Origin of the sequence: Pelobacter propionicus DSM 2379 (genome assembly GCF_000015045.1) — a bacterium.
Lineage (GTDB): Bacteria > Desulfobacterota > Desulfuromonadia > Geobacterales > Pseudopelobacteraceae > Pseudopelobacter > Pseudopelobacter propionicus.
In genome coordinates this window covers 3,110,522-3,130,189 of sequence record NC_008609.1, presented here as the reverse complement: position 1 = coordinate 3,130,189, position 19,668 = coordinate 3,110,522, and the positions used below count along the sequence as shown (strand labels likewise).

16 protein-coding genes and 2 riboswitches are annotated in these 19,668 nt (G+C 55.1%); of the genes, 8 read left to right on the top strand and 8 right to left on the bottom strand.

Annotation, left to right across the window (positions count from 1 at the left end; genetic code table 11):
- Nucleotides 1–235: 235 nt before the first annotated feature.
- From PPRO_RS14170 to PPRO_RS14155, 4 genes are all read left to right on the top strand, one after another.
- Entirely contained in the window at nt 236–1,300 is a 1,065-nt protein-coding gene (locus PPRO_RS14170; RefSeq protein ID WP_011736694.1) for a glycosyltransferase, read from the top strand.
- Nucleotides 1,301–1,322: 22 nt separating this feature from the next.
- Nucleotides 1,323–2,468, top strand: a complete 1,146-nt coding sequence (locus tag PPRO_RS14165) for a hypothetical protein (protein WP_157040028.1) — start codon at nt 1,323–1,325, stop codon at nt 2,466–2,468.
- Between the two features lie 195 nt (nt 2,469–2,663).
- Nucleotides 2,664–3,056, top strand: coding sequence for an IS200/IS605 family transposase (gene tnpA, locus PPRO_RS14160; RefSeq protein WP_011736692.1), 393 nt, complete (start codon nt 2,664–2,666; stop codon nt 3,054–3,056).
- A 235-nt stretch (nt 3,057–3,291) separates the two neighbouring features.
- Nucleotides 3,292–3,726: a hypothetical protein gene (locus tag PPRO_RS14155; RefSeq protein ID WP_198138261.1), complete on the top strand. Its 435-nt coding sequence runs from the start codon at nt 3,292–3,294 to the stop codon at nt 3,724–3,726.
- 233 nt (nt 3,727–3,959) lie between these two features.
- On the opposite strand, the gene istB is transcribed toward PPRO_RS14155, so the two are convergent.
- Together istB and istA are read right to left on the bottom strand one after the other, a co-directional pair.
- A complete protein-coding gene (istB, locus tag PPRO_RS14150; RefSeq protein ID WP_011733826.1) occupies nt 3,960–4,736 on the bottom strand; it encodes an IS21-like element ISPepr5 family helper ATPase IstB in 777 nt (258 codons plus the stop codon).
- Nucleotides 4,724–5,962 (bottom strand): IS21 family transposase, encoded by a 1,239-nt coding sequence (gene istA / locus PPRO_RS14145; RefSeq protein ID WP_011734942.1) that lies wholly within the window; start codon nt 5,960–5,962, stop codon nt 4,724–4,726. Before istA ends, istB begins: the two co-directional genes overlap by 13 nt.
- A gap of 116 nt (nt 5,963–6,078) precedes the next feature.
- On the opposite strand from istA, the gene PPRO_RS14140 reads away from it, so the two are divergent.
- From PPRO_RS14140 to PPRO_RS14130, 3 genes are read left to right on the top strand one after another with little or no spacing between them, the layout of a single operon-like run.
- Nucleotides 6,079–7,533, top strand: coding sequence for an IS481 family transposase (locus PPRO_RS14140; RefSeq protein ID WP_011734404.1), 1,455 nt, complete (start codon nt 6,079–6,081; stop codon nt 7,531–7,533).
- Nucleotides 7,523–8,353, top strand: a complete 831-nt coding sequence (locus PPRO_RS14135; protein WP_011734879.1) for an ExeA family protein — start codon at nt 7,523–7,525, stop codon at nt 8,351–8,353. The genes PPRO_RS14140 and PPRO_RS14135 overlap by 11 nt, the downstream gene beginning before the upstream one ends.
- A gap of 19 nt (nt 8,354–8,372) precedes the next feature.
- Nucleotides 8,373–8,621: a hypothetical protein gene (locus PPRO_RS14130; RefSeq protein WP_011734407.1), complete on the top strand. Its 249-nt coding sequence runs from the start codon at nt 8,373–8,375 to the stop codon at nt 8,619–8,621.
- 444 nt (nt 8,622–9,065) lie between these two features.
- On the opposite strand, the gene PPRO_RS14125 is transcribed toward PPRO_RS14130, so the two are convergent.
- The 5 genes from PPRO_RS14125 to PPRO_RS14105 form a co-directional block, all read right to left on the bottom strand.
- Complete coding sequence (locus PPRO_RS14125) at nt 9,066–10,688, bottom strand: right-handed parallel beta-helix repeat-containing protein (RefSeq protein WP_011736690.1); 1,623 nt, start codon at nt 10,686–10,688, stop codon at nt 9,066–9,068.
- Nucleotides 10,689–10,798: 110 nt separating this feature from the next.
- Complete coding sequence (locus PPRO_RS19695) at nt 10,799–11,851, bottom strand: fibronectin type III domain-containing protein (RefSeq protein ID WP_049759743.1); 1,053 nt, start codon at nt 11,849–11,851, stop codon at nt 10,799–10,801.
- 63 nt (nt 11,852–11,914) lie between these two features.
- Nucleotides 11,915–12,005, bottom strand: a riboswitch (cyclic di-GMP riboswitch).
- A 181-nt stretch (nt 12,006–12,186) separates the two neighbouring features.
- A riboswitch (cyclic di-GMP riboswitch) is annotated at nt 12,187–12,263 on the bottom strand.
- Nucleotides 12,264–12,950: 687 nt separating this feature from the next.
- Complete coding sequence (locus tag PPRO_RS14115) at nt 12,951–14,231, bottom strand: pyridine nucleotide-disulfide oxidoreductase (RefSeq protein WP_011736688.1); 1,281 nt, start codon at nt 14,229–14,231, stop codon at nt 12,951–12,953.
- A 101-nt stretch (nt 14,232–14,332) separates the two neighbouring features.
- Nucleotides 14,333–15,214 (bottom strand): DUF4824 family protein, encoded by an 882-nt coding sequence (locus PPRO_RS14110; RefSeq protein WP_011736687.1) that lies wholly within the window; start codon nt 15,212–15,214, stop codon nt 14,333–14,335.
- A complete protein-coding gene (locus PPRO_RS14105) occupies nt 15,211–16,284 on the bottom strand; it encodes a DUF2157 domain-containing protein (protein ID WP_011736686.1) in 1,074 nt (357 codons plus the stop codon). Before PPRO_RS14105 ends, PPRO_RS14110 begins: the two co-directional genes overlap by 4 nt.
- Nucleotides 16,285–16,547: 263 nt before the next feature.
- Here PPRO_RS14105 and ppsA point away from each other — a divergent pair, with 263 nt between their 5' ends.
- Nucleotides 16,548–18,965 carry a phosphoenolpyruvate synthase gene (ppsA, locus tag PPRO_RS14100; protein ID WP_011736685.1) on the top strand — a complete coding sequence of 806 codons (2,418 nt, stop codon included), beginning with the start codon at nt 16,548–16,550 and terminating at the stop codon, nt 18,963–18,965.
- 80 nt (nt 18,966–19,045) lie between these two features.
- Here the strand turns inward: ppsA and rnk are convergent, their stop codons facing one another.
- The gene (gene rnk, locus PPRO_RS14095; RefSeq protein WP_011736684.1) at nt 19,046–19,474 is read right to left on the bottom strand and encodes a nucleoside diphosphate kinase regulator; all 429 of its coding nucleotides are present in this window, start codon (nt 19,472–19,474) and stop codon (nt 19,046–19,048) included.
- Between the last annotated feature and the right edge of the window lie 194 nt (nt 19,475–19,668).

Sequence of the window (19,668 nt, the reverse complement as noted above, 5' to 3'; positions counted from 1 at the left end):
TCGCCGGTTTGACCAACAGCTTCAACGCAAGTGGCACCGCCCTTCTATAGAAGGGGTGTATATGGCACAGCATCGCAACTCCAATCATATTAAATAGTTACGAAGCTAGCTACCCGCGTTTTTCCCCGTCTGTCAAGTAAAAAGGTGGCAACTACTAAAATTCATAGGGTTTGCAAAGAACGGCACATCAACTGCAATTTTTTAACCGATCACTGCTGCGTATGGATATAAAACAATGAATTTCAAGGTACTCATACTTTGCCCCTCATTCCATGAAAAAGGTGGAGTAACTTACTATTACTCTCTTGTCAGTAAGCATTTTAATTCCACAGCAGTTGATATTGATTTATATCACACTGGAAAATCAGGTAAAAATTGCACGTGGCTTGCCGGGGCCTATAAAACATTAAAAGACTTGTTTTTGTTATTGAAGATAATTCCTGATTATGACCTAGTTTTTCTTAACCCGTCACTTGATGCCAAGGCTGTAATCAGGGATGGAATATACCATTTGATTTCCAAGAGATTACTCAATAAGAAAACACTTGTACTATTCCACGGATGGGATCCTAGTTTTGAGCACATTATAAGCTCATATGGTAAATATGTATTTAGGTTTGTATTCAACTTTGATAAGGCATTGGTCCTTGCCAGCCAATTTAAAAACTGCCTTGTTCGGTGGGGTTTTTCCCCTAGTAGTATTAGCCTTGAAACAACGGTATTCGAGCAAAATACACTCACAAACAATAATGACATTTTTAAACTTCTCTTTCTTTCAAGATTTACTAAGGACAAAGGAGGGCTTGAAGCCATAATAACAGCTTCCATTTTGGCACACGAATTTCCTGCTGTAAAATTATACATGGCTGGAGATGGCGAACAAATGCCTGAATTGCGGCAGTACGTAACCCAACACAACCTTGATTCCATTGTCACCTTTACCGGATGGATTGATAATCAGGCCAAATGGGATTTATTAAATATGTGTGGTATCATGATCTTTCCAACAAAACATGGTGAAGGACTGCCTATATGTATAATAGAGGGAATGGGAGCTGGTTTGTCAATTGTGACAAGACCAGTTGGAGGAATACCTGACCTCATGAAAGATGGAGAGAATGGTTTTCTTGTAGAAACAAGCGATCCAGCTGACTTTGCATGTAAAGTTAAATTTTTATTCGAGAACAAGAAAATCTGGAATCGTATAATGATCAATAACAGGGCGCTAGCAGTACAAAAATGTGAAATTAGAAATGTCGTAAAGAGGTTGGAAAATTATTTGCTTGAACTGCTGGCATAATTCAGTACACGAGCGAAATGATATGAGCACCCAAGAGGAAAAAACAAGGAAAGCCCTTGACTCACTTAGCCGCTATTGCAAGGCAATGGGTTATCAAGGTTGGGATAACTTTGACGGCCTTAATTCCAGAATTGTCGATAGTGCACCTTTTCACTATTCTTACATATTGCGGCTGATCTGGATACAGTTTTTCAAACGTTTTCCATTGAATTTAAGAAAACTCACTTTAGTTCCAAAGGGTTATAACCCAAAGGGCTTAGCGCTCTTCGTTTCCGGTTTAGTTTATTCAGGCCAGTACGACGAAGCCAAATCACTAATAGATATACTTATGAAGTTGTCTTCTCCAGGTTATAACAATGTCTGCTGGGGATATAATTTTGATTGGCAGTCCAGAAAATTTCTAACGCCAAAGAGTACGCCTAACTTAGTTGTTACTGTTTTTGTTGTCAATGCCTTATTGGACTACTACAAAGCAACAGGTGACCATAAATATTTTGATTTAGCAGTAAGTGGATGTAATTTTTACCTGGACAATCTGATTCTTTTTGAAGATCCAGATTCACTTTGTTTTCAATACATGCCGGGAAGCAGAGGTAAGGTTTATAACGTTAGCATGTTAGGTGCTACAGCATTAGCCAGAGTGTACCAGATTAATAGAGAAAGAGCTCTATATGATAAGTCTAAAAAAGCTATGATATATGCCATCAGAGCACTACAAAAGGACTATTCTTGGACATATGCGGAAAACAGAAAGTTCATTGACAACTTCCATACAGGTTTTAACCTTGTTTCTCTTTGTAAGTGGATGGAATACACTGATGATTATTGTTGGGAGAGAGAATTAAAAGGTGCCTATAATTATTATCTAAAGACCTTTTGGCTAGAGAATTGGTGCCCCAAATACTATCACAATTCACTTTATCCTATTGATATCCATTGTTCTGCACAGGGGATTGTAACACTGCTAAAATTAATGCCTTACAACACTAATAGCATCGAATTAGCAGGTAAAATTGCAGATTGGGCTATTAACAACATGCAAGACAATTCAGGATATTTCTATTATCAAAAAACAAGGTTTTATACAAATAGTATTCCATACATGCGATGGTCTCAAGCCTGGATGTTCTACGCACTGAGCATGTTAAATTATAGTTACACTCAGTGACTTCCGGCTAGGTTCTTACGCGTAACCGTCAACCGTAACGTAGCCCATCGTGCTGTCGCGGTGTTGCTTCCCGGATTAAATTCATCTGAGTAATCCCCCGGCTGTGCCGGGGGACCCCCATAGTTTGACAGTTCCTGAAATATGGCGAAGCCTCCCTAACGTGAACCGCTCAAAGTGCACGAAAAAGGAGGCTTCATGGACGACGCTCAAAGTTTATGTCACTCGAAATGGGATTGCAAGTATCACATCGTATGGGTTCCCAAATGTCGCCGTAAGGTGTTGTACGGGCGGATTCGGAAACATCTTGCTGACTTGTTGCACTGTCTTGCGAGACAGAAAGAGTGCAAAATACAGGAGGGTCACCTTCAACCTGACCATATTCACATATTGATATCGATCCCACCGAAATACTCTGTTGCACAGGTGATTGGCTTCATCAAGGGCAAGAGTGCCATCCATATTGCCCGAATGTATCTTGGTCAGAAGAAGAACTATACTGGCATGCACTTTTGGGCACGTGGTTACTTCGTATCAACCGTTGGTGCTGACGAGGAAATGAGGCTGATCAGAAAAATTGATGGAAATTAGGCGAGAAATAGACGAGAAATGTGAGGAAAAGATGGAGAAGCCCCCTCACTTTTCTTGGCGGAATCGACGGGGGCTCCTCCTTGCCCAGCAGGAATCAGGCAGGAGTCATGCTACCAGAAATTATTCAGCGTCAGAAGCTTTTTTCCCTCCTTTATAACATCGACGTCGACCTTGCCGAGGGGGTGCGCTCCCTTGGTTGCCCTACTGTTCGGGACCGCTGCACCGAGGCGCCTATGTGCGCAAACCCCGTGGCGGCCCCGCCAACCTGTTCGAAACATTCTTCATACGCCATAGTCTTTGCTGCGGTCGTGAAGGTTGCCGACGACGGACCTTGCCGCCATCGGTGCTCTTCCTGGGCCGGCGTGTTTATTGGGGCGGGGTGATCGTTGTCGCCACAGCCCTTCGCCAACAGCGGGAAAAGGGTTACAGCGCCCGCAAGATCATGGACCTCTTCGGCGTCACCCTCTCGACTTTCAGACGCTGGCTGGCGTTTTTTCGCTCGACCTTCCCGCATACCTCAACCTGGCAAAGATTGCGCGGTCTCCTGATCCCTCCAGTGGCGGCGGAAGCGATTCCGTTGGGGGTGCTGGAGCGCCTGGGGCTTGGCCGCGACGGCCCGGAAACGGCGTTGGTGCGCTGTCTGCGACTGCTTGCGGGATGCGGCTTTTGAACAGGATCGGCGAGGGAGCTGGACTGTCGTAAGGGTCCGCGCAAAAGATGGCGGATTCGCATCGGGCTCGGAATGGTTTATAAGGCGGCTCTTGGCTGACCCGAAGGTGCTCCACAGTGGAGACGCCTGGATGGCGGCCGGAAAGGAGCCTTAAATGAATGTCAATGGGGACGCAAAAGTGTACCAGTTTCGGGAATTGAAAAGTGTACCACCCTGCTGGTTAGAGAAGTTCCTCAATCAGGTGTTGTTGAAATGGATTCACCTCCTTTCTGAGAGAGTTGCTTGGCGAAGGCATGTCCCTGTAACCGGTAGCTGTGCCCTTTGATGTTGACCACCTTGCTGTGGTGAAGCAGGCGGTCCAGGATGGCCGAAGCAATGACCTGGTCTCCGAAGAGTTCCTGCCAATCGGAGAAGCTCTTGTTGGAGGTGATGATGGTCGAGCTTTTCTCGTAACGATAGGAGATGAACTGGAAGAAGAGGTAGGCTTCCTGGTTGTTGACCGGTAGGTAGCCGACTTCATCGACGATCACCAGACTTGAGTTGAGATAGGCCTTTCCCTTGGCCTGACTCTCCTTCAGCTTGGCGATCAGGGTGTGCATGGTGGTGAAGTAGACCTTGAAGCCGTGATAGCAGGCCTTGATTGCCAGGGCGATGGCGAGGTGGGTCTTACCCACTCCCGGCGGTCCCAGGAAGATGACATTTTCGTGTTTGGCCAGAAAGGTCAGATCGAAGAGTTCCATCACCGCTTTCTTGTCCAGATGGGGATGGAAGGTGAAGTCGTACTCCTCGATGGTTTTGGCCATGGGAAGACCGGCGATCTTCATGGCGGTATCCACACGGCGCTTGTCCTTTGCCGCCACTTCTTCCTCCAGGAGCCGGTCAAGGAAAGCAAGGTGAGAGCTCCCGTCGCTCTGGGTGATGGTGGCGACATCGTCAAGGATTTCCACCGCCTTGAAGAGTTTCAGTCGTTTCAGGTTGTCCTGGAGGCGCTCATAGGTCAGCTGTTCCATGGGGCACCTCCGGCGGCGTAGCGGTCATACTCTTCCAGAGGGCGACGGTAGACCTCGGGGTAGAGCGTTCCGGTCGTGAGACCACGGGTGGCCTTCCCCCGGTCCTGGCCATAGCGCGGGGTCTGCCGAGGAGTCCGGGGTGGCGGTTTGTCAGGAATGCCGATGGTCTGCCCTTTGAGTTCCGGAATCTGGTACAGGGCCAGCAGTTCGTCATCGTGATAGATCCGAATGACGCCGGCCTTGACCTTCAGGAGAACCTTTCTCCCGGCTTCCTGGTAGGGAACGTAGTAGCGGTTGCCGCCAAAGGAAAGCAGGCAGTCCTTGTAGACCTTGCGGAAATACTTGAGGGAAGTGTCGTATTCGGAGGGCGGTAGAACTCCCAGGCAGGGCTGCTCCTGCTCCCAGCGGGCCTGAACCTGCTGACGGTGGGTACCGTGGATGCGCTGGTGGGCAGTCTCCGCGATCCAGGCGGCAACATCCTGATTGGTCTCTTCCAGAGAATGGAATCCGTACCCCCTCCAGAAACTTTCTCGCACATAGTGCATGGGGCGTTCGACCTTTCCCTTTACCCAGGGGCTGTAGGGAGGGCAGAGGCGGGGCGTAAAACCGTAGTGCCTGGCAAAATGAAGGAATTCGGTGTTGAACACCGGCCGGCCATTCTCCCGGCCCACGACGACCTGCTTCATGTTGTCGTAGAGGATCTCGGCGGGAACGCCCTTGAGGTGGCGAAATGCCCGGAGGTGACAGTCCATGAACACCTCCAGGGTGCATCGTTCAACGAATTCGACGTACATGGCCCGGGAAAATCCCAGTACCATCACGAAGGCGTAGAGGGTTGTGGTCTTTCCCGTGGACTCGACCACCTTGAAATCTCCCCAGTCAACCTGGGCCTGGAGCCCAGGCTCCGTTTCGAAGCGCTGATAGGCGATGCGCCGCTTCTGTTCCTTGATGGAGCGGACGAATACCTTGAGGGTATCGTAACTGCCGGAATACCCCATCCTTTTAATACGGGTGAGTATCCAAGTGGCCTGATATTCATCCTCATCGAGAAAATCCCGGATGATCTGGTGATACGGTTCAAGGATGGATGGTTTGATGTCTTTCCGATGATAGGCAGGGAAAGAGTTGCTTTCGAGATACTTCTTCACGGTCTTGCGATGAATGCCCAACTTGCGTGCGATCCATCGGATACTGTGGCCGGAGCGTTTGAGCGCGGCTATGTCCATAACTACCTCCGTGGAAATCATGGGCACCCCTCCTTTCTCCAGAAGGGATACCACGGCTTCCAGGGCGGTACACTTTTCGTTACCGCTTTTGGGACATTATTGCACTACCATTGACAATGAAGAAGAATGTAGTCCCGAAGCAGCGCTGGGCCAGGTTTCGGCTGCAGGTGATCGGACCGCTATTGGCGAGCCCTGCCGCGAGCGGGGAGTTGCAGGGAAAGATCCGGGAATTGAGCGAGAGGGTGTACCGGCATCCCCTGCTCCCGGAGAAGTCTATACGACTTGGTTTTTCCACGCTCGAACGCTGGTACTACCAGGCGAAGGACGCCGCGGACCCGATCGCTGCGCTGAGTCGCAAGGCGCGTTCGGACGCCGGGTGTCAGATTGCGCTGTCCGAGGCGCTCTTGAGCGCCCTGGAAGTGCAGTATGCCAGGTATCCTCGCTGGACGGTGCAACTGCACTACGACAACCTTGCCGCCGAAGTGGCCCAAAAGCCCCAGATGGGAGCCTTGCCGAGCTACCAGAGCGTGCTTCGCCGAATGCGGGAGAAGGGGTGGCAGAAAAGGCGCGAGCCCGCGAACCCGACCGAAGGACAACGCCGCGCCGTCCGGCGCCGCGAAAGCCGTGAGATTCGCGGCTATGAGGCGAGCCACGTGCACGCCCTGTGGCACCTCGACTTCCACCAGGGAAGCCTCAAGGTGCTGGACGAGGAGGGGGGCTGGCAGACGCCCCTGGTGTGCGCGGTTCTGGACGACCGGAGCAGGCTCTGCTGCCATCTGCAGTGGTATCTGGCGGAAAGCGCCCAGAACCTCGCGCATGCTCTCACGCAGGCGATGCTGAAACGTGGGCTTCCCAGGGCTCTGATGACCGATAATGGAAGCGCGATGCTGGCGGAGGAAACCCGGGAGGGGCTGGCCCGACTCGGGGTGAGCCACGACACAACCCTTCCTTACTCGCCCTATATGAACGGGAAACAGGAGGTGTTCTGGGCGCAGCTTGAGGGACGTCTCATGGAGCTTTTGCGCGGGGTGAGCCCCTTGCGGCTGGAGTTCCTCAACCGCACCACCCAGGCGTGGGTCGAACAGGACTATCACCGCCGTACCCACAGCGAGATCGGCTGCGCTCCGATCGAGCGCCTGCTCGCCGGACCGGAGGTCTCCCGCTCGGCTCCCGACATGGACTCCTTGAATCTCGCCTTCACCCGCCAGGTTACGCGCACCCAGCGCAAAAGCGATGCAACCGTGACGGTCGAGGGGGTGCGCTTCGAGGTCCCGTCGCGGTTCAGGCATCTCCCCCGCCTGACGTTACGCCATGCCGGTTGGGACGTAAGCCGGATGGTTCTAGTGGATCCCGACAGCTGCAATCCCTTGGCCCGGCTGCTCCCCCAGGACAAGGAGAAAAACGCCTCCGGTCAGCGCCGCACTCTGGAACCGGTTGCGGCGCAGTCGGCCCAGGCGAACGCCTCACCCGAGGAGATGCCCGCACTGCTTCGCAAGTGGCTGGCGGATTACGCCGCCACCGGGCTTCCACCGGCCTATCTTGCCGTGAAGGAGGGTCCCGATGAACGATAAGACTCTCCTGGCCCTCTACGGGCTCAAGTACAACCCGTTCGTGCCGGCGCTTCCCGTGGAGGCGCTCTGGCCGCTGCCGGGCGCCGAACTCTTTGCCCGGCGCCTGGAGTCCCTGGTCTCCCAGGGCGGGTTCTCCCTGATCACCGGTGAGCCGGGCTACGGCAAATCGAAGACCCTGCAGTGGCTTGGCGCCCGCCTGGGACAACTGCCCGACATCGTAGTGGGGGTGATGGAGCGCCCCCAAAGCAAGGTCGCCGATTTCTATCGCGAGCTTGGAGAGCTATTCGGCGTTCAGCTCAATCCCGCCAACCGGTATGGCGGATTCAAGGCGCTGCGTGAGCGCTGGCGCGCACACTGTGCAGCGACTCTCTTGCGCCCGCTGCTCCTGGTCGATGAGGCTCAGGAGGTCAGCTCCGAGTGCCTGACCGAACTGAGGCTCCTGCAAAGCGCGAGCTTCGACTCCCAGAGCCTGCTCTTCACCGTGCTGTGCGGCGACGCCCGGCTCCCCCAGCGCTTCCGCACCCCGGAACTCCTACCCTTGGGCAGTCGCATCCGCGCCCGCCTGGAACTCTCCGCGCTCACCCCGCAGGAGCTGGCTTCCTACCTGGACTACGTCCTGCAGAAAGCCGGGGCGCCCCAGTTGATCGCACCGGAGCTGATCCAAACCCTGGCAACCCATGCACACGGAAACCTGCGGGTGCTCACACACATGGCGGCGGAACTGCTCACCGCCGCCGCCGAGCGCAACCTCCCGCGCATCGACGAACCCCTCTACTTCGACCTATTCACTCCTCCCGTGCGTCAGCCGCGCCGTTCCTGAAATAGCCCGGGAGGTGGATATGGAATGCACTGTGTATAACCCCCAGAAAAGACGGCTGGAAACGCTCGATGTGGAGATCACGGAGGAAAATACGACATGGTTCCGCTACCGTCGGAATATTAGAAGCATCACCATGATCACTGACTGGAACGGAGGACTGCTCATCAAGACAGGGTTTAACTATCCGGTCTATCTGTATGACGTATCGAGGGAGGACATCGGTTACAGCCGGAAGAAGGCAAGGGAGCTCATGCGGCAACTGAGGTAGGAAAAACCTGGGGGCGGCGGATGAACCTACTGTTATGCAGGGCTCAACCGCTGCCCATCCAGCATCCATGATCGTCAGGTCAGGGCCTGCAATGATCCCTCAATTAGCAAGTCTGAACCTCCCTCGATTATCGTGTTTACTCTCAGAAACGATTGCCAAATACATCAGGAGCCAGGAAGACGAAGACAAACGTTTGGATTCAATTGACGTTATTGGCCGAAGGGTGACCACCACTGGTGGTCAGTTAATCTTTTGAAAACCCGCTTTGAGCGGTTCACGGTTTTGAAAGCCCCCGGCTGTGCCGGGGGATGCTTACTGACACGGGTTTTCTGATTATCTTGATACGCATTGCTGCTCTATTGCTTGCAAAGGGCTGATAGAAAAGGGGAATTTGTATTCCCCTTTTCTACATCAAACAAGATATACTCAACTAATAGTCATCTGCTATTCAACAACTTTTAAGTTTACTGGAGGCAAAATAGTAGAAGACAGATCAGCGACTTCAAAAGCTCCAATATCAGGCTTGGTACCAGCAAAAGGAAGGCTCACCGATGCTCCCTGCTGCCATGAAATTGGGTCCTTAAGAACAACCTTGTTTGTTGAATAGTCTATAGATGTAATGGTTGCCAAAGCATTACCAACCATTATTTTGTCACCTTCAGCAACACCAAATCCATCGCTGAAATATTTGACATCTGCAAGAGATATTATGTTGCCAGAACCACTTGAACTTGTCACTGTTGTCAAAAATCCGCCTGCATCGATGCACGGTGAACCGGAAAGCAGGTTGTTGTCGGTACCTATAGCTGGTTCTTTCTGGATATTACCTGAAAAGTAAGTGCTGGAGGTTGATTGTATTGAAGCGACGCTATACGACACACCCTTTACTTTCAAGACATTGGTTGTGCCGTATTTGTAAAAAAGGTTATTTTGAAAATAATTATCCGTAATATTGCTGTTCGCTGTCACAATAAGTTGAAGACCATTCGACACACCATTGCCACTGATGATGTTGTTTTTGAACACGTTATCCGCCACCTTGCACACAGTGGGCTCATAATTGTCGAGAATAATAGGACTAGCGTATATGCCTTTAATAATATTGTTATAAATGCGGTTACCCACGACATTGTTGGCCGGATCGGTATTATACTGATAAGCCTGTGAAGAGATGCCGGATCCAGCCGATTCAAGATTATCGTAAATTACATTCCCCCTAATAATGTTATATTGTGACACGCTTTTAAAGGAACGGGGCTGGTTGGCGCAAAAAGAAGTATTCTTTCCGCCTGTTACCGTATTGTTCTCAAACACATTGCGATTTGCGTTTGACTGAAGTTCAACTACTGCACCTTCAGGGTTATTTATGGTATTTTTTCTTATAACATTGTAACTACATACATAACCAGGATAGGCGGAACTTGAACCTTCTAAAGTAAGTGCATAGTGTGTTGCTGTCCCGATCTTGTTGCCTTCGATCAAATTATAGTTTGCGTTATATTTCAGATTGAGAGCATCATTTTGCCTATTAAAATTTCTATGTTCAATAACGCAGTTAACTATCTTGTTGTGGTGTGAGTCCATGTAGATTCTTGCCGCAGCATAGGCAGTCGATCCGCTTTCGGCATATATTTCACAGTTTTCAACCCATATATACGAGGATTTATTGATATACAGAGGGTAATCTGCTGTGGTGGAACTTAATTTTACACCTTGAAGCTTAACGTACATCTTGCCAGTTGCATTAAAGTTTCTTATTACCGGTTTGGCGCCACTTCCGTACGATCCATATGTAACATAACCGGCGCTGGAACCTGATACTGGAATTAAGGCGGCACTCCATGTTTGCCCGCATTTGAAATAGATATAGTCGCCTGATTTAAAAGCAGTCGAATTCACTTTGGTCAGCGATTTCCAGGGCGCAGCCTCTGTGCCCGTATTGGCGTCGTTTCCGCTTACGGAATCCACGTAGTAGGTTGCTGCCCACCCGGATGACATGACACCGCACACCAAAGTCAGCGTAAAAAACAGTGTCCGTGTTTTCCTTATAAAGTCATTGATTTTCATAGCAATACTCCTCGTTAATCTTGTTTGGGCTTTCCGTCTGCCAAGAGGCCTGAACCTCGCCAACCGCATGTAACACAATCTCCTGACTACCTATCGGCAATCCGCTTTGCTTACTGTACAAACATTCCAGAAGTGACCAAATAATCACTCCACCCTTTGGGCAGACTGCTTGGAAACCCATTTGAGTATGTATTCTTAGCCGCATATCCTCCTGTGGAAGCACCGCAGTTGAATTTTTTGAGCATGCTGGAAGCTGCCTGTATTGCTATGAAATAGGTATTGCCCTTGGTAACACTCACTAATGGAACGGTTATGGATTTATATCCTGCCGCTGAAACAGTACCGGTCCCCTCGGTCATTTTTTTACCGCTTTTGTCATAAAGTGCCAGCCTGACCTGAGTTGCTTGGCCGTAAAGACCTATATTCACCCTCAAGCTCGTCACCTTTGCCGTTGCATCGGCCACAACAGGGCTCCATACCATGTATTTAGGACTAGCGGTGAGCATGGTCGTATTCTTGGTTGTCGCATCGTTCCAGTGAGGGGTTATGGTAGTTACCTGTGCCGAGAAGGTGGCGGAAATGGTATGGCTCGCGGTTACGTTGCCAAATGTGTAGGTACTGACCGCACCGACTGATGTACCGTCGACTTTCACATCAGCTATCTTGTAACCTGTAGCAGGGACAATGGTATACGTCTTACTTGCTCCGGAATTGAGGGTAGTCGAACCGGAGGGGGAAATTGAGCCCCCAGTTCCCGCACTGGCGGTTACAGTATATTGAACCAGCGGTATGCTTTTGCTCACCTCGTTGGAGTAATCGCTTTGATTTCCAGACACATCATAGGCGACAGCAGCAAAATAATAAGTTTTTCCAGCAGTCAGGTTACTCATAGTATAACTTGTCGTGTTTCCCACATCCACAGATTGTGAGTACGTACCTGAGGTGTTGCCGTAGTACAACTTGTACCCGGAAACATTTGAACTCGTAGTGGCTGCCCATCCGAGGGTTGTCTGGGCCGCATGGGCCTTCAGCGGATAAACAAGCGTACATGCTGCTACAAATGCAAAAACCCCAACACGCAATAGTCCTGTGGCCCGCAAGAAGCCTGATTTCGATGTGCCTACTGCCCTTCGCACCGCAACTACTGAACCAATTGATTTCATGCAGATTTCTCCTTGTTGTCTGTGCCTGAGCAAACCGCACCTCACAAGGAGGTACTGCTTAAGCCCGGCAGCCCTGCTGTCATGTCCCGAATTTCCGGGATTTAGACCAGTGGTTTTGCGCCCCATCCTTTCGAATGGTTTGCCTTTTTCAGGCGTACAACTGATATTGCTTTCTGCTCTCCCACCACCTCCCGAATCACGCGATATATTCTTAGTACTTGATTCTATTGAGCATATTCCCGTCATCATACCCTCCTGTATGCTGTTGTCATAAGAGCCGCGACATTGTGTCGCAGGCAATAAAAAAGCCGGGGCCGAATATCTGAGTTGGATATTTCGGCGACCCGGCTGTCTCGGTGAGACCCTGTAGGCTTTCCGTCCCATTCTCGCGAATGGTTTAGTATTGTCGTCTATCAATTGTATTGTTTTTACGCACTGAATTTTCTTCTGCCGGCTTGACTCCTGCCCCCTTATAATCGGGGATATGTTCGTTTTGGGTCGTTATTGTAATTTACTGATCGTTGTTTGTTACGGTAACAGCAAATGACATATGAAAATGTGGCATGAGTCACAGTTTGAGCAACTGGTGCGATTGCCTGATGAGCGCCGTCAAACCACACATTACAAAGGTTAAAATCCCGAAATACCGTGCTTTTAAAGAACTGATATTCTCTTTTGATTCGGTGCATCTTCCGTCATCGCCCTATGCCACCGGGATGGGTCACATTACAATAGCGAGCAGTTAGAAGGAGAGATTACATCAGAAAAATGGTGGGTTATGGGATACTGATCACAACAGCGGGATGTTTTTTGGTGGGCTTGACGAAACCATGCCCCCAATAGAGAGGGATTAGTTATCGTTTTTAGTTGGAATTGTTCGATATCTTCAAAGATGCTGACCTGAGAACACCGTAGCCCATGATGCCCTCAAAAAAAGCCTGGGCCTTCACACCAATACCAGGCTGACAAAACGGCTCAAATAAACGAAGCAATGCCTCTCAAAGCCCCTCCAAAAACCCATGTAGCAAATTTACCCAAACCACAACATTCATGGCATGGCGAGTTAAGAAACCTGAAGGGCCAGTCGATTGCCGTGTGGTCATCTTTTTCCTTCGAAAATTCCCTCGGCGGCCCTGATGCCGCTGGCCCAGGCGCCGGTGATGCCGCGGGAGACTCCGGCGCCGTCGCCCACCATGTAGATGTGGGGGGTGACCCGGAAATGAGAATCCAGAAAAGCGGGCTTGTTGGCGTACATCTTGATCTCGGGATAGTACATGATGGTGCTGGGATGGAGAACCCCGGGGACGATGGTGTCCAGCTTCTTCATGGCCGCCCAGATGTGGCGCATGATCTTGGCCGGAACCGCCAGCCCCAGGTCGCCGGCGGTCACCGGACAGGTGGGACGGAAGGAGTACAGGTCGTCGTTGAAGGTCTCGGCGGTGGAGCGCTTCCCCATGCGGAAATCCCCCACCCGCTGCATGAGCGGTCTGCCGCCGCCGATCTCGTTGGCCAGACGCCCCAAGATGAGGGCCATCTGGTGGCCGCTGCGCACCGGGTCCTTGAGCCCGATGGTCTTGAGCAGGGCGAAATTGACCAAGCCGTTGCCGTTGTTCTCCGAGGAGAGGGCATGGCCGTTCACCAGGCTGAACTCCCCGTAGCGCTCCAGCGCCACCCGGGCCTGGCCGGAGTTGGTACAGAAGGTGCGCACCCGGTCGGGGAAGTAAAACTTGGGATCGTAGTAGTCCCGGACGATGGGGTAGTTCTCCAGCCGGGTCTCGACCCTGATGCCCACGTCCAGGATGTTGTCCACGTACTCCACCCCCAGCTGCTCCATGACCCGCTGCAGGAAGGCGAACCCCTTCCTCCCTGGCGCCACCACCACCGCTCCGGCGCGCGGGGTTCGGCCGTCGTCCAGGGTGATCAGGGCGCTTTCCCGCTCCTCCCGCACGTCGGTGACCTCGCGCCTGAGCATGACCTGGACACCCCGGTCGGCCAGCTCGTCCATCAGCCGCCGGATCAGGAGCCTGCTCCGGTCGGTCCCCACGTGGGCCTGGCGCACGTCGAACAGCTCCACCCCGACCCGCTCCGCCCGCTTGCGGTAGGTCTCCAGGTTCATCTTCTCTTTGAATACCGGCTGGAGTTTCCGCTCCACCAGGGGGAGCAGGCGTTCCGCCTCCTCCCTGGTCCAGCACTCCTCGGCAAAGCCGATGGGGTAGGAGTAGTTCTGCTTGCAGTCGTTCAGGAGCCCGCCGGAGCAGACCGGTTCCTTGTCGATCATCAGGATGGAGATGGCGGGATTGTTGTCGCTGAGGTGGAACGCGGCCCCCAGGGCAGCCGGCCCGGTGCCGATGATGATGACGTCATACTGGTCGGCTGTCATGAGCGCTTCTCCTTTCGCCCTCCCTTTGTGTACGGTATCTGCGTCTGGCCGGTTCGAGCCAGACCGGTCCGTTGCCTTGGCTGCTGGCCGGGCTGAAGGTGTCACTTCTTCGTTGCTCCTTCCTCTCCCTGTGCGGCGGAGCGTGCCGGAGAGAGGGGCTGCACGGCCGTTACCCAAGGTTCATGCCGTTTGCCGTAGTTCAGCGTAACCCGGTAGCGCGGGGCGAAGACCTTTTCCGACTGTCCGCTGAAAGAGTATTCCTGGCGGGAGGCAGCGAGAGAGGTCAGCACTCCCCGGCGGTCACGGGGAACCTGGATGGAATCGGTCAGGAGTTGCTGCACGTATCCGGCCAGGCGGGCGGGACGGTGTGGCTCCTGATCGTGGGCGCGCAGCAGCTGGATCCGCACCAGAGCCGGAGTGATGATGCAGTGCGTCCGGTCGGGATAGCGTTGCCGCAGACTGGCAGGATCATTGCCCGCGTCGATAGCGAACAGCCGCGATCCAGCCATACTCTCCCACCTGAGGCGTTTCGCCTCGAAGTTCCGGGGCCGGGAGCCTTCCCCCGCCTCTGTGCCGCGGCGGGATAGTTCCGCCAGACGCCGTTTGGCCTCGCTGCGCCAGGCCTGCCAGGCCTTCCCCTCGTATTCCAGCACCAGCCAGACCCGGCGGGGGAGCGCCCGGTCATAGCGCAGCCCGGCGTCCTGCGCATCGGGTGGCGTCCGGCAGTCGAATCCCAGCTGCTCCAGTTTCCCGCGCTCAAGCCAGGGAAACGGCCCGTTGATGTCGTCGTGCTGCCGTTGCAGGGTGAGTCTCAGGGAGACGGCGCTGTTCTCCCGGTTGTGTCCTTCCAGGCGCAGCTCGCGCTCGGTCAGTTCCACCCGTGCATCCGGCTCTCCCAGGCGGTTGTGGAGTACGCCCGCCAGGATGATGCCGTTGGTGATCAGGACCAGGGCCAAGGCCGCCAGGAGTCCGCTCTGCTTCATGGCGTCACCTCCCGAATCAGCGAGCGCATCTTCCTGAGCAGGATCAGGAGCAGCACCGCTGCTCCCCCCAGCAGCAGGAAGAACAGGTACTTGGGCATCCATTGCCACCACCAGTCGAAGAATTTGGTGTAGAGGAAGATCACGAAGAAGCTGCTGCCCAGGTTGACCAGGCCGGGCCAGTTTCGGGCGATGCCGAGCCAGATCACCAGCCCGGCCAGCGCGAACCCGCCCAGCTGGTAGCCGGTTTCGATCTGCTCATGGGGAAACGGCAGATAGCTGCCCGCGCCCCAGTGGGAGAGGGTCAGCAGGGCGATGAAGATCGCCAACAGGCCGAAGGTGCGCAGCAGTGGCGGAAACTCCTGGCGACCAGGGTGGGGAAGGAATCCCGCGGCAAAGATAGCGAGCCCCGCAGCGATGAAGTTCTCCGGCCGCTCACCGAAGGAGAGCCAGTACAGGCCGCACCAGGTCCCCATGGTGGCGGCCAGATAACCCATGAGCGAGAGCAGCCCTGCCACCAGGATCAGGCGCAGGTGATAGCTATAGGCCAGGATCAGGGCCAGGAGACCCCAGGCCAGGAAGGCGTTTTGGCTGGGGGTGATGCTGTAGATCTGGCCCAGCATGCTCAGGTCGAGCACAAAGGCGGCAAAGGTCACCAGGCTGATCAGTGAGCAGAAGTAGAGCGTCCGTTCGCACCGGGCGGCGACTTCCACCCCCATCAGCAGCACCAGCGGCGCGGTCACCAGGATGGCAACCTGGGCAGTCGTGGAGAAGAAACCCCAGAAGCGGTAGAAGAAGAAAAATACCGCCGCCGACAGGGCCAGCGCACCCAGGAAGGAGACGACGCGCATGCCGGCGGACATGCGGCGGGCCGTAGGGCTGGTGTCGATATCGAAGCGGGCTTCCAGCTCGCCCAGCAGCCTGGTATGGTAGTCGCTCAGCCGTGTGTGCTGATCCTCGTCAAGGCGCAGCACCCCCTCGGCTTCAACCTGTCCAAGTTCGCTCCTGAAAGCCTGTATCCGGTCGGCCCGCTGCTGTGCCTTGGCCCTGCTGGCCTGCCCCTGGGGTGTCATTGTTTTCGCCTCCCTGGTGAATAGTCGTCCCGGGTCCCTTTTGTGTGTGGCAATCATACCGTTATCTGGTCAGCTTTCAAAGCCTCGTGGTCTGACATCCCCTTTTATCCGCTTGTTCAGTCCGTTGCCAAAGAGGTGCTCCCCGTTGCGAACTCCGCTCCCGCGGGTACACTCTTTTACAGGTGTGATGCAGGGACAAGAGGTGTGAGGCGCCAGCGGCGCGGGCCCGCGCCGGTCAGGGGTATACCCCGGGGAGAAAGGACATGGTAGATCAACAGGACTACATCCGCTGGTTCGAGGAATTATCCATCGATGACGTGGCTCTTGTGGGGGGCAAGAACGCCTCCCTGGGGGAGATGTACCGCCAGCTCGCCCCCCGCGGGGTCAGGATTCCCAATGGCTTTGCCGTGACCGCCGAGGCCTACCGGCGGCTGGTGGCCTCGGCGGGCATCCTCCCCGAGATGGAGCGCCTCCTGGGCGGCATGGACAGGAACGACCTAGCTGATTTCGCACGGCGGGGGGAGCGGCTGCGGGAACTGGTCTGCCGGGCGCCCCTGCCGGAAGAGGTGGCAACGGAGATCATCGCCGCCTATCGGCGTCTGTGCGACCAGTACGGGGAGGAAACGGATGTGGCGGTGCGCAGCAGTGCCACCGCGGAGGACCTGCCCACCGCCTCCTTTGCCGGTCAGCAGGAAACCTACCTCAATATCCGGGGCAGTGAGCAGCTCCTGGAGGCCTGCCGCCGCTGTTTCGCCTCCCTGTTCACCGACCGGGCCATCTCCTACCGCCTGGACCAGGGGTTCGATCACTTCCAGGTGGCCCTCTCCATCGGCGTGATGAAGATGGTCCGCTCCGACCTGGCGGCCAGCGGGGTCATGTTCACCATCGATACGGAAACCGGCTTCCGGGATGTGGTGCTGATCAACGGTGCCTACGGCCTGGGGGAGAACCTGGTTCAGGGGGCGGTCAACCCGGACGAGTTCTACGTTTTCAAGCCGACCCTGCGCACCGGTTATCGTCCCATCGTCGGCAGGAAACTGGGTGAGAAGCGACTCAGGATGGTCTACGGCGGCGACAGGCCGGGTGAACTCACCCGCAATGTGGAGGTGGCGGAGGATGAGCGCGACCGCTTCTGCATCAGCGACGCGGAGGTCCTGGAGCTGGCCCGCTATGGCATGATCATCGAGGAGTATTACGCCGACAGGCTTGGCAGGGACAGCCCCATGGACATCGAGTGGGCCAAGGATGGGGAGACGGGCCAGCTCTTCATCGTCCAGGCCAGGCCGGAGACGGTCCAGTCCCAGAAGGACATGGACTGCCTGGAGATTTTTCATCTGGCAGGGAAGGGCGCCCTGCTGGCCTCGGGCACCAGCGTGGGCGAGAAGATCGCATCGGGCGTCGCCCGGGTGATCACCGACCTGCGCGGCCTGTCCGACTTCAGGCCGGGTGAGATCCTGGTGGCCGACACCACCACGCCTGACTGGGAACCGGTCATGAAGAAGGCGGCGGCGGTGGTCACGAACCGGGGCGGTCGCACCTGTCATGCCGCCATTGTCAGCCGTGAACTGGGCATCCCCTCCATCGTGGGGACCGGCAATGCCACGCAGCGACTCAACAGCGGCCGGCAGATCACGGTGAGCTGCGCCGAGGGGGAGGTGGGCAGGATCTACGAGGGGCTGATCCCCTTCCGGGTGGAGCGGATCTCCCTGGCCCACTTGGAGCGGCCGCGCACCAGGATCATGATGAACCTGGGTAACCCGGATGAGGCCTTCGCCCTGGCCAGGATTCCCAATGACGGCGTCGGGCTGGCCCGCATGGAGTTTATCATCACCACCTACATCAAGATCCACCCCATGGCGCTGGTCCATCCCGAGCGGATCGCGGGCGAGGAGGAGCGCCGGGAGATCGAGCGTCTCACCGCCGCGTTCAGCCCGCGGGAAGAGTATTTCGTGGAGCAACTGGCCGGCGGGATCGCCACCATCGCCGCTCCCTTCTACCCCAGGCCGGTGGTGGTGCGGCTCTCCGATTTCAAAAGCAACGAGTACGCCAGCCTGATCGGCGGCAGGGCTTTCGAGCCGGAGGAGGAGAACCCCATGATCGGCTTCCGCGGCGCCTCGCGCTATTACGACGAGCGCTATCGGGAGGGGTTCGCCCTGGAGTGCCAGGCCCTGAAGCGGGTCCGCGACCAGATGGGGCTGGTCAACGTGATTCCCATGATCCCCTTCTGTCGTACGGTGGGGGAGGGGGAGAAGGTTCTTGCCGAGATGGAGAAGAACGGGCTCACGCGGGGGGAGAACGGTCTCATGGTGTACGTCATGTGCGAAATCCCCAACAACGTCATCCTGATCGACGAATTCAGCAGGCTCTTCGACGGTTTCTCCATCGGCTCCAACGACCTGACCCAGCTCACCCTGGGGGTGGACCGGGATTCGGCCCTGGTGGCCCATGTCTTCGATGAGCGGGACCCGGGGGTGATGCGCTCAGTGGCCAAGGTGATCGAGGGTGCCCGGCGCAATCACCGCCACAGCGGTATCTGCGGCCAGGCTCCCAGCGACTATCCCGAGTTCGCCGCCTTCCTGGTCAGGGAAGGGATCGACTCCATCTCTCTCAACCCGGACTCGGTCATGAAGATCACCCTCAGGGTGCTGGAGATGGAGAAGGAACTGGAACGGACGAACTGAATGGAAATGCCGGGCTGCCATAGGCGGAGTCGGGGAGCGTCTTTTCGTGCTCCTGCTCCGCCCGTGGCATGCCGGCGCCGCTAGAGATGGAAGTCGCCGGCCGCTTCAGGCTGGTAGAGGACCTTTTTGACCTTCAGCTTTTTCGTTCCTCCGGGAACGGGCCAGCTGATGCGGTCGCCGGTGCGGTAGCCGATCATGGCGGTGCCAACCGGCGCGAGCACGGAAATCCTGCCGCTTTCCAGGTTGGCGTCCCCCGGAAAGACCAGCGTATAGACCAGCTCTTCCCCGGAATCCATATCCTGAAGGCAGACGCGCGAGTTCATGGTGATCACGTCGGGCGGAATGCCGTCGGGAGCCACCACGTCCGCTCGGTGCAACTCCTGCTCGAGCTCCACGATGTTGCGGCTGTCGCGGGATACCCTGGCTTTCGCGCCCTCGATCAACTCCTCCAGGCGCTGCATGTCGAAATCAGTAATGAAAATCTGTCTCTGTGTGGTGTGTTTTTTCACGATAAAACTCTCCTTCTGTATATGGTGGTTGTTCCGCCCTGGTCGGCGGATATGGCGTCGTCCGTGTATGTATTTTCAGTTGAGTGCGCAACGGAGAGGATGGAGCGCACCCTCCCTGACCGAACTGGGTGGAGCGGTGGCAGGGTGAATGCCGGTACGGTCGCCCCCGTATTCAGGATACAAAAAAACCCCAC

What these genes read in the sequence shown, in the direction of transcription:
- istB (WP_011733826.1), bottom strand. Translation starts at nt 4,736, where the DNA reads ATGGAACAGCTGACCTATGAGCGCCTCCAGGACAACCTGAAACGACTG.
- tnpA (WP_011736692.1), top strand. Translation starts at nt 2,664, where the DNA reads ATGGACGACGCTCAAAGTTTATGTCACTCGAAATGGGATTGCAAGTAT.
- PPRO_RS14135 (WP_011734879.1), top strand. Translation starts at nt 7,523, where the DNA reads ATGAACGATAAGACTCTCCTGGCCCTCTACGGGCTCAAGTACAACCCG.
- PPRO_RS19695 (WP_049759743.1), bottom strand. Translation starts at nt 11,851, where the DNA reads ATGAAATCAATTGGTTCAGTAGTTGCGGTGCGAAGGGCAGTAGGCACA.
- PPRO_RS14170 (WP_011736694.1), top strand. Translation starts at nt 236, where the DNA reads ATGAATTTCAAGGTACTCATACTTTGCCCCTCATTCCATGAAAAAGGT.
- istA (WP_011734942.1), bottom strand. Translation starts at nt 5,962, where the DNA reads ATGGACATAGCCGCGCTCAAACGCTCCGGCCACAGTATCCGATGGATC.
- PPRO_RS14140 (WP_011734404.1), top strand. Translation starts at nt 6,079, where the DNA reads ATGAAGAAGAATGTAGTCCCGAAGCAGCGCTGGGCCAGGTTTCGGCTG.
- ppsA (WP_011736685.1), top strand. Translation starts at nt 16,548, where the DNA reads ATGGTAGATCAACAGGACTACATCCGCTGGTTCGAGGAATTATCCATC.
- PPRO_RS14165 (WP_157040028.1), top strand. Translation starts at nt 1,323, where the DNA reads ATGAGCACCCAAGAGGAAAAAACAAGGAAAGCCCTTGACTCACTTAGC.
- PPRO_RS14110 (WP_011736687.1), bottom strand. Translation starts at nt 15,214, where the DNA reads ATGAAGCAGAGCGGACTCCTGGCGGCCTTGGCCCTGGTCCTGATCACC.
- PPRO_RS14125 (WP_011736690.1), bottom strand. Translation starts at nt 10,688, where the DNA reads ATGAAAATCAATGACTTTATAAGGAAAACACGGACACTGTTTTTTACG.
- PPRO_RS14130 (WP_011734407.1), top strand. Translation starts at nt 8,373, where the DNA reads ATGGAATGCACTGTGTATAACCCCCAGAAAAGACGGCTGGAAACGCTC.
- PPRO_RS14105 (WP_011736686.1), bottom strand. Translation starts at nt 16,284, where the DNA reads ATGACACCCCAGGGGCAGGCCAGCAGGGCCAAGGCACAGCAGCGGGCC.
- PPRO_RS14115 (WP_011736688.1), bottom strand. Translation starts at nt 14,231, where the DNA reads ATGACAGCCGACCAGTATGACGTCATCATCATCGGCACCGGGCCGGCT.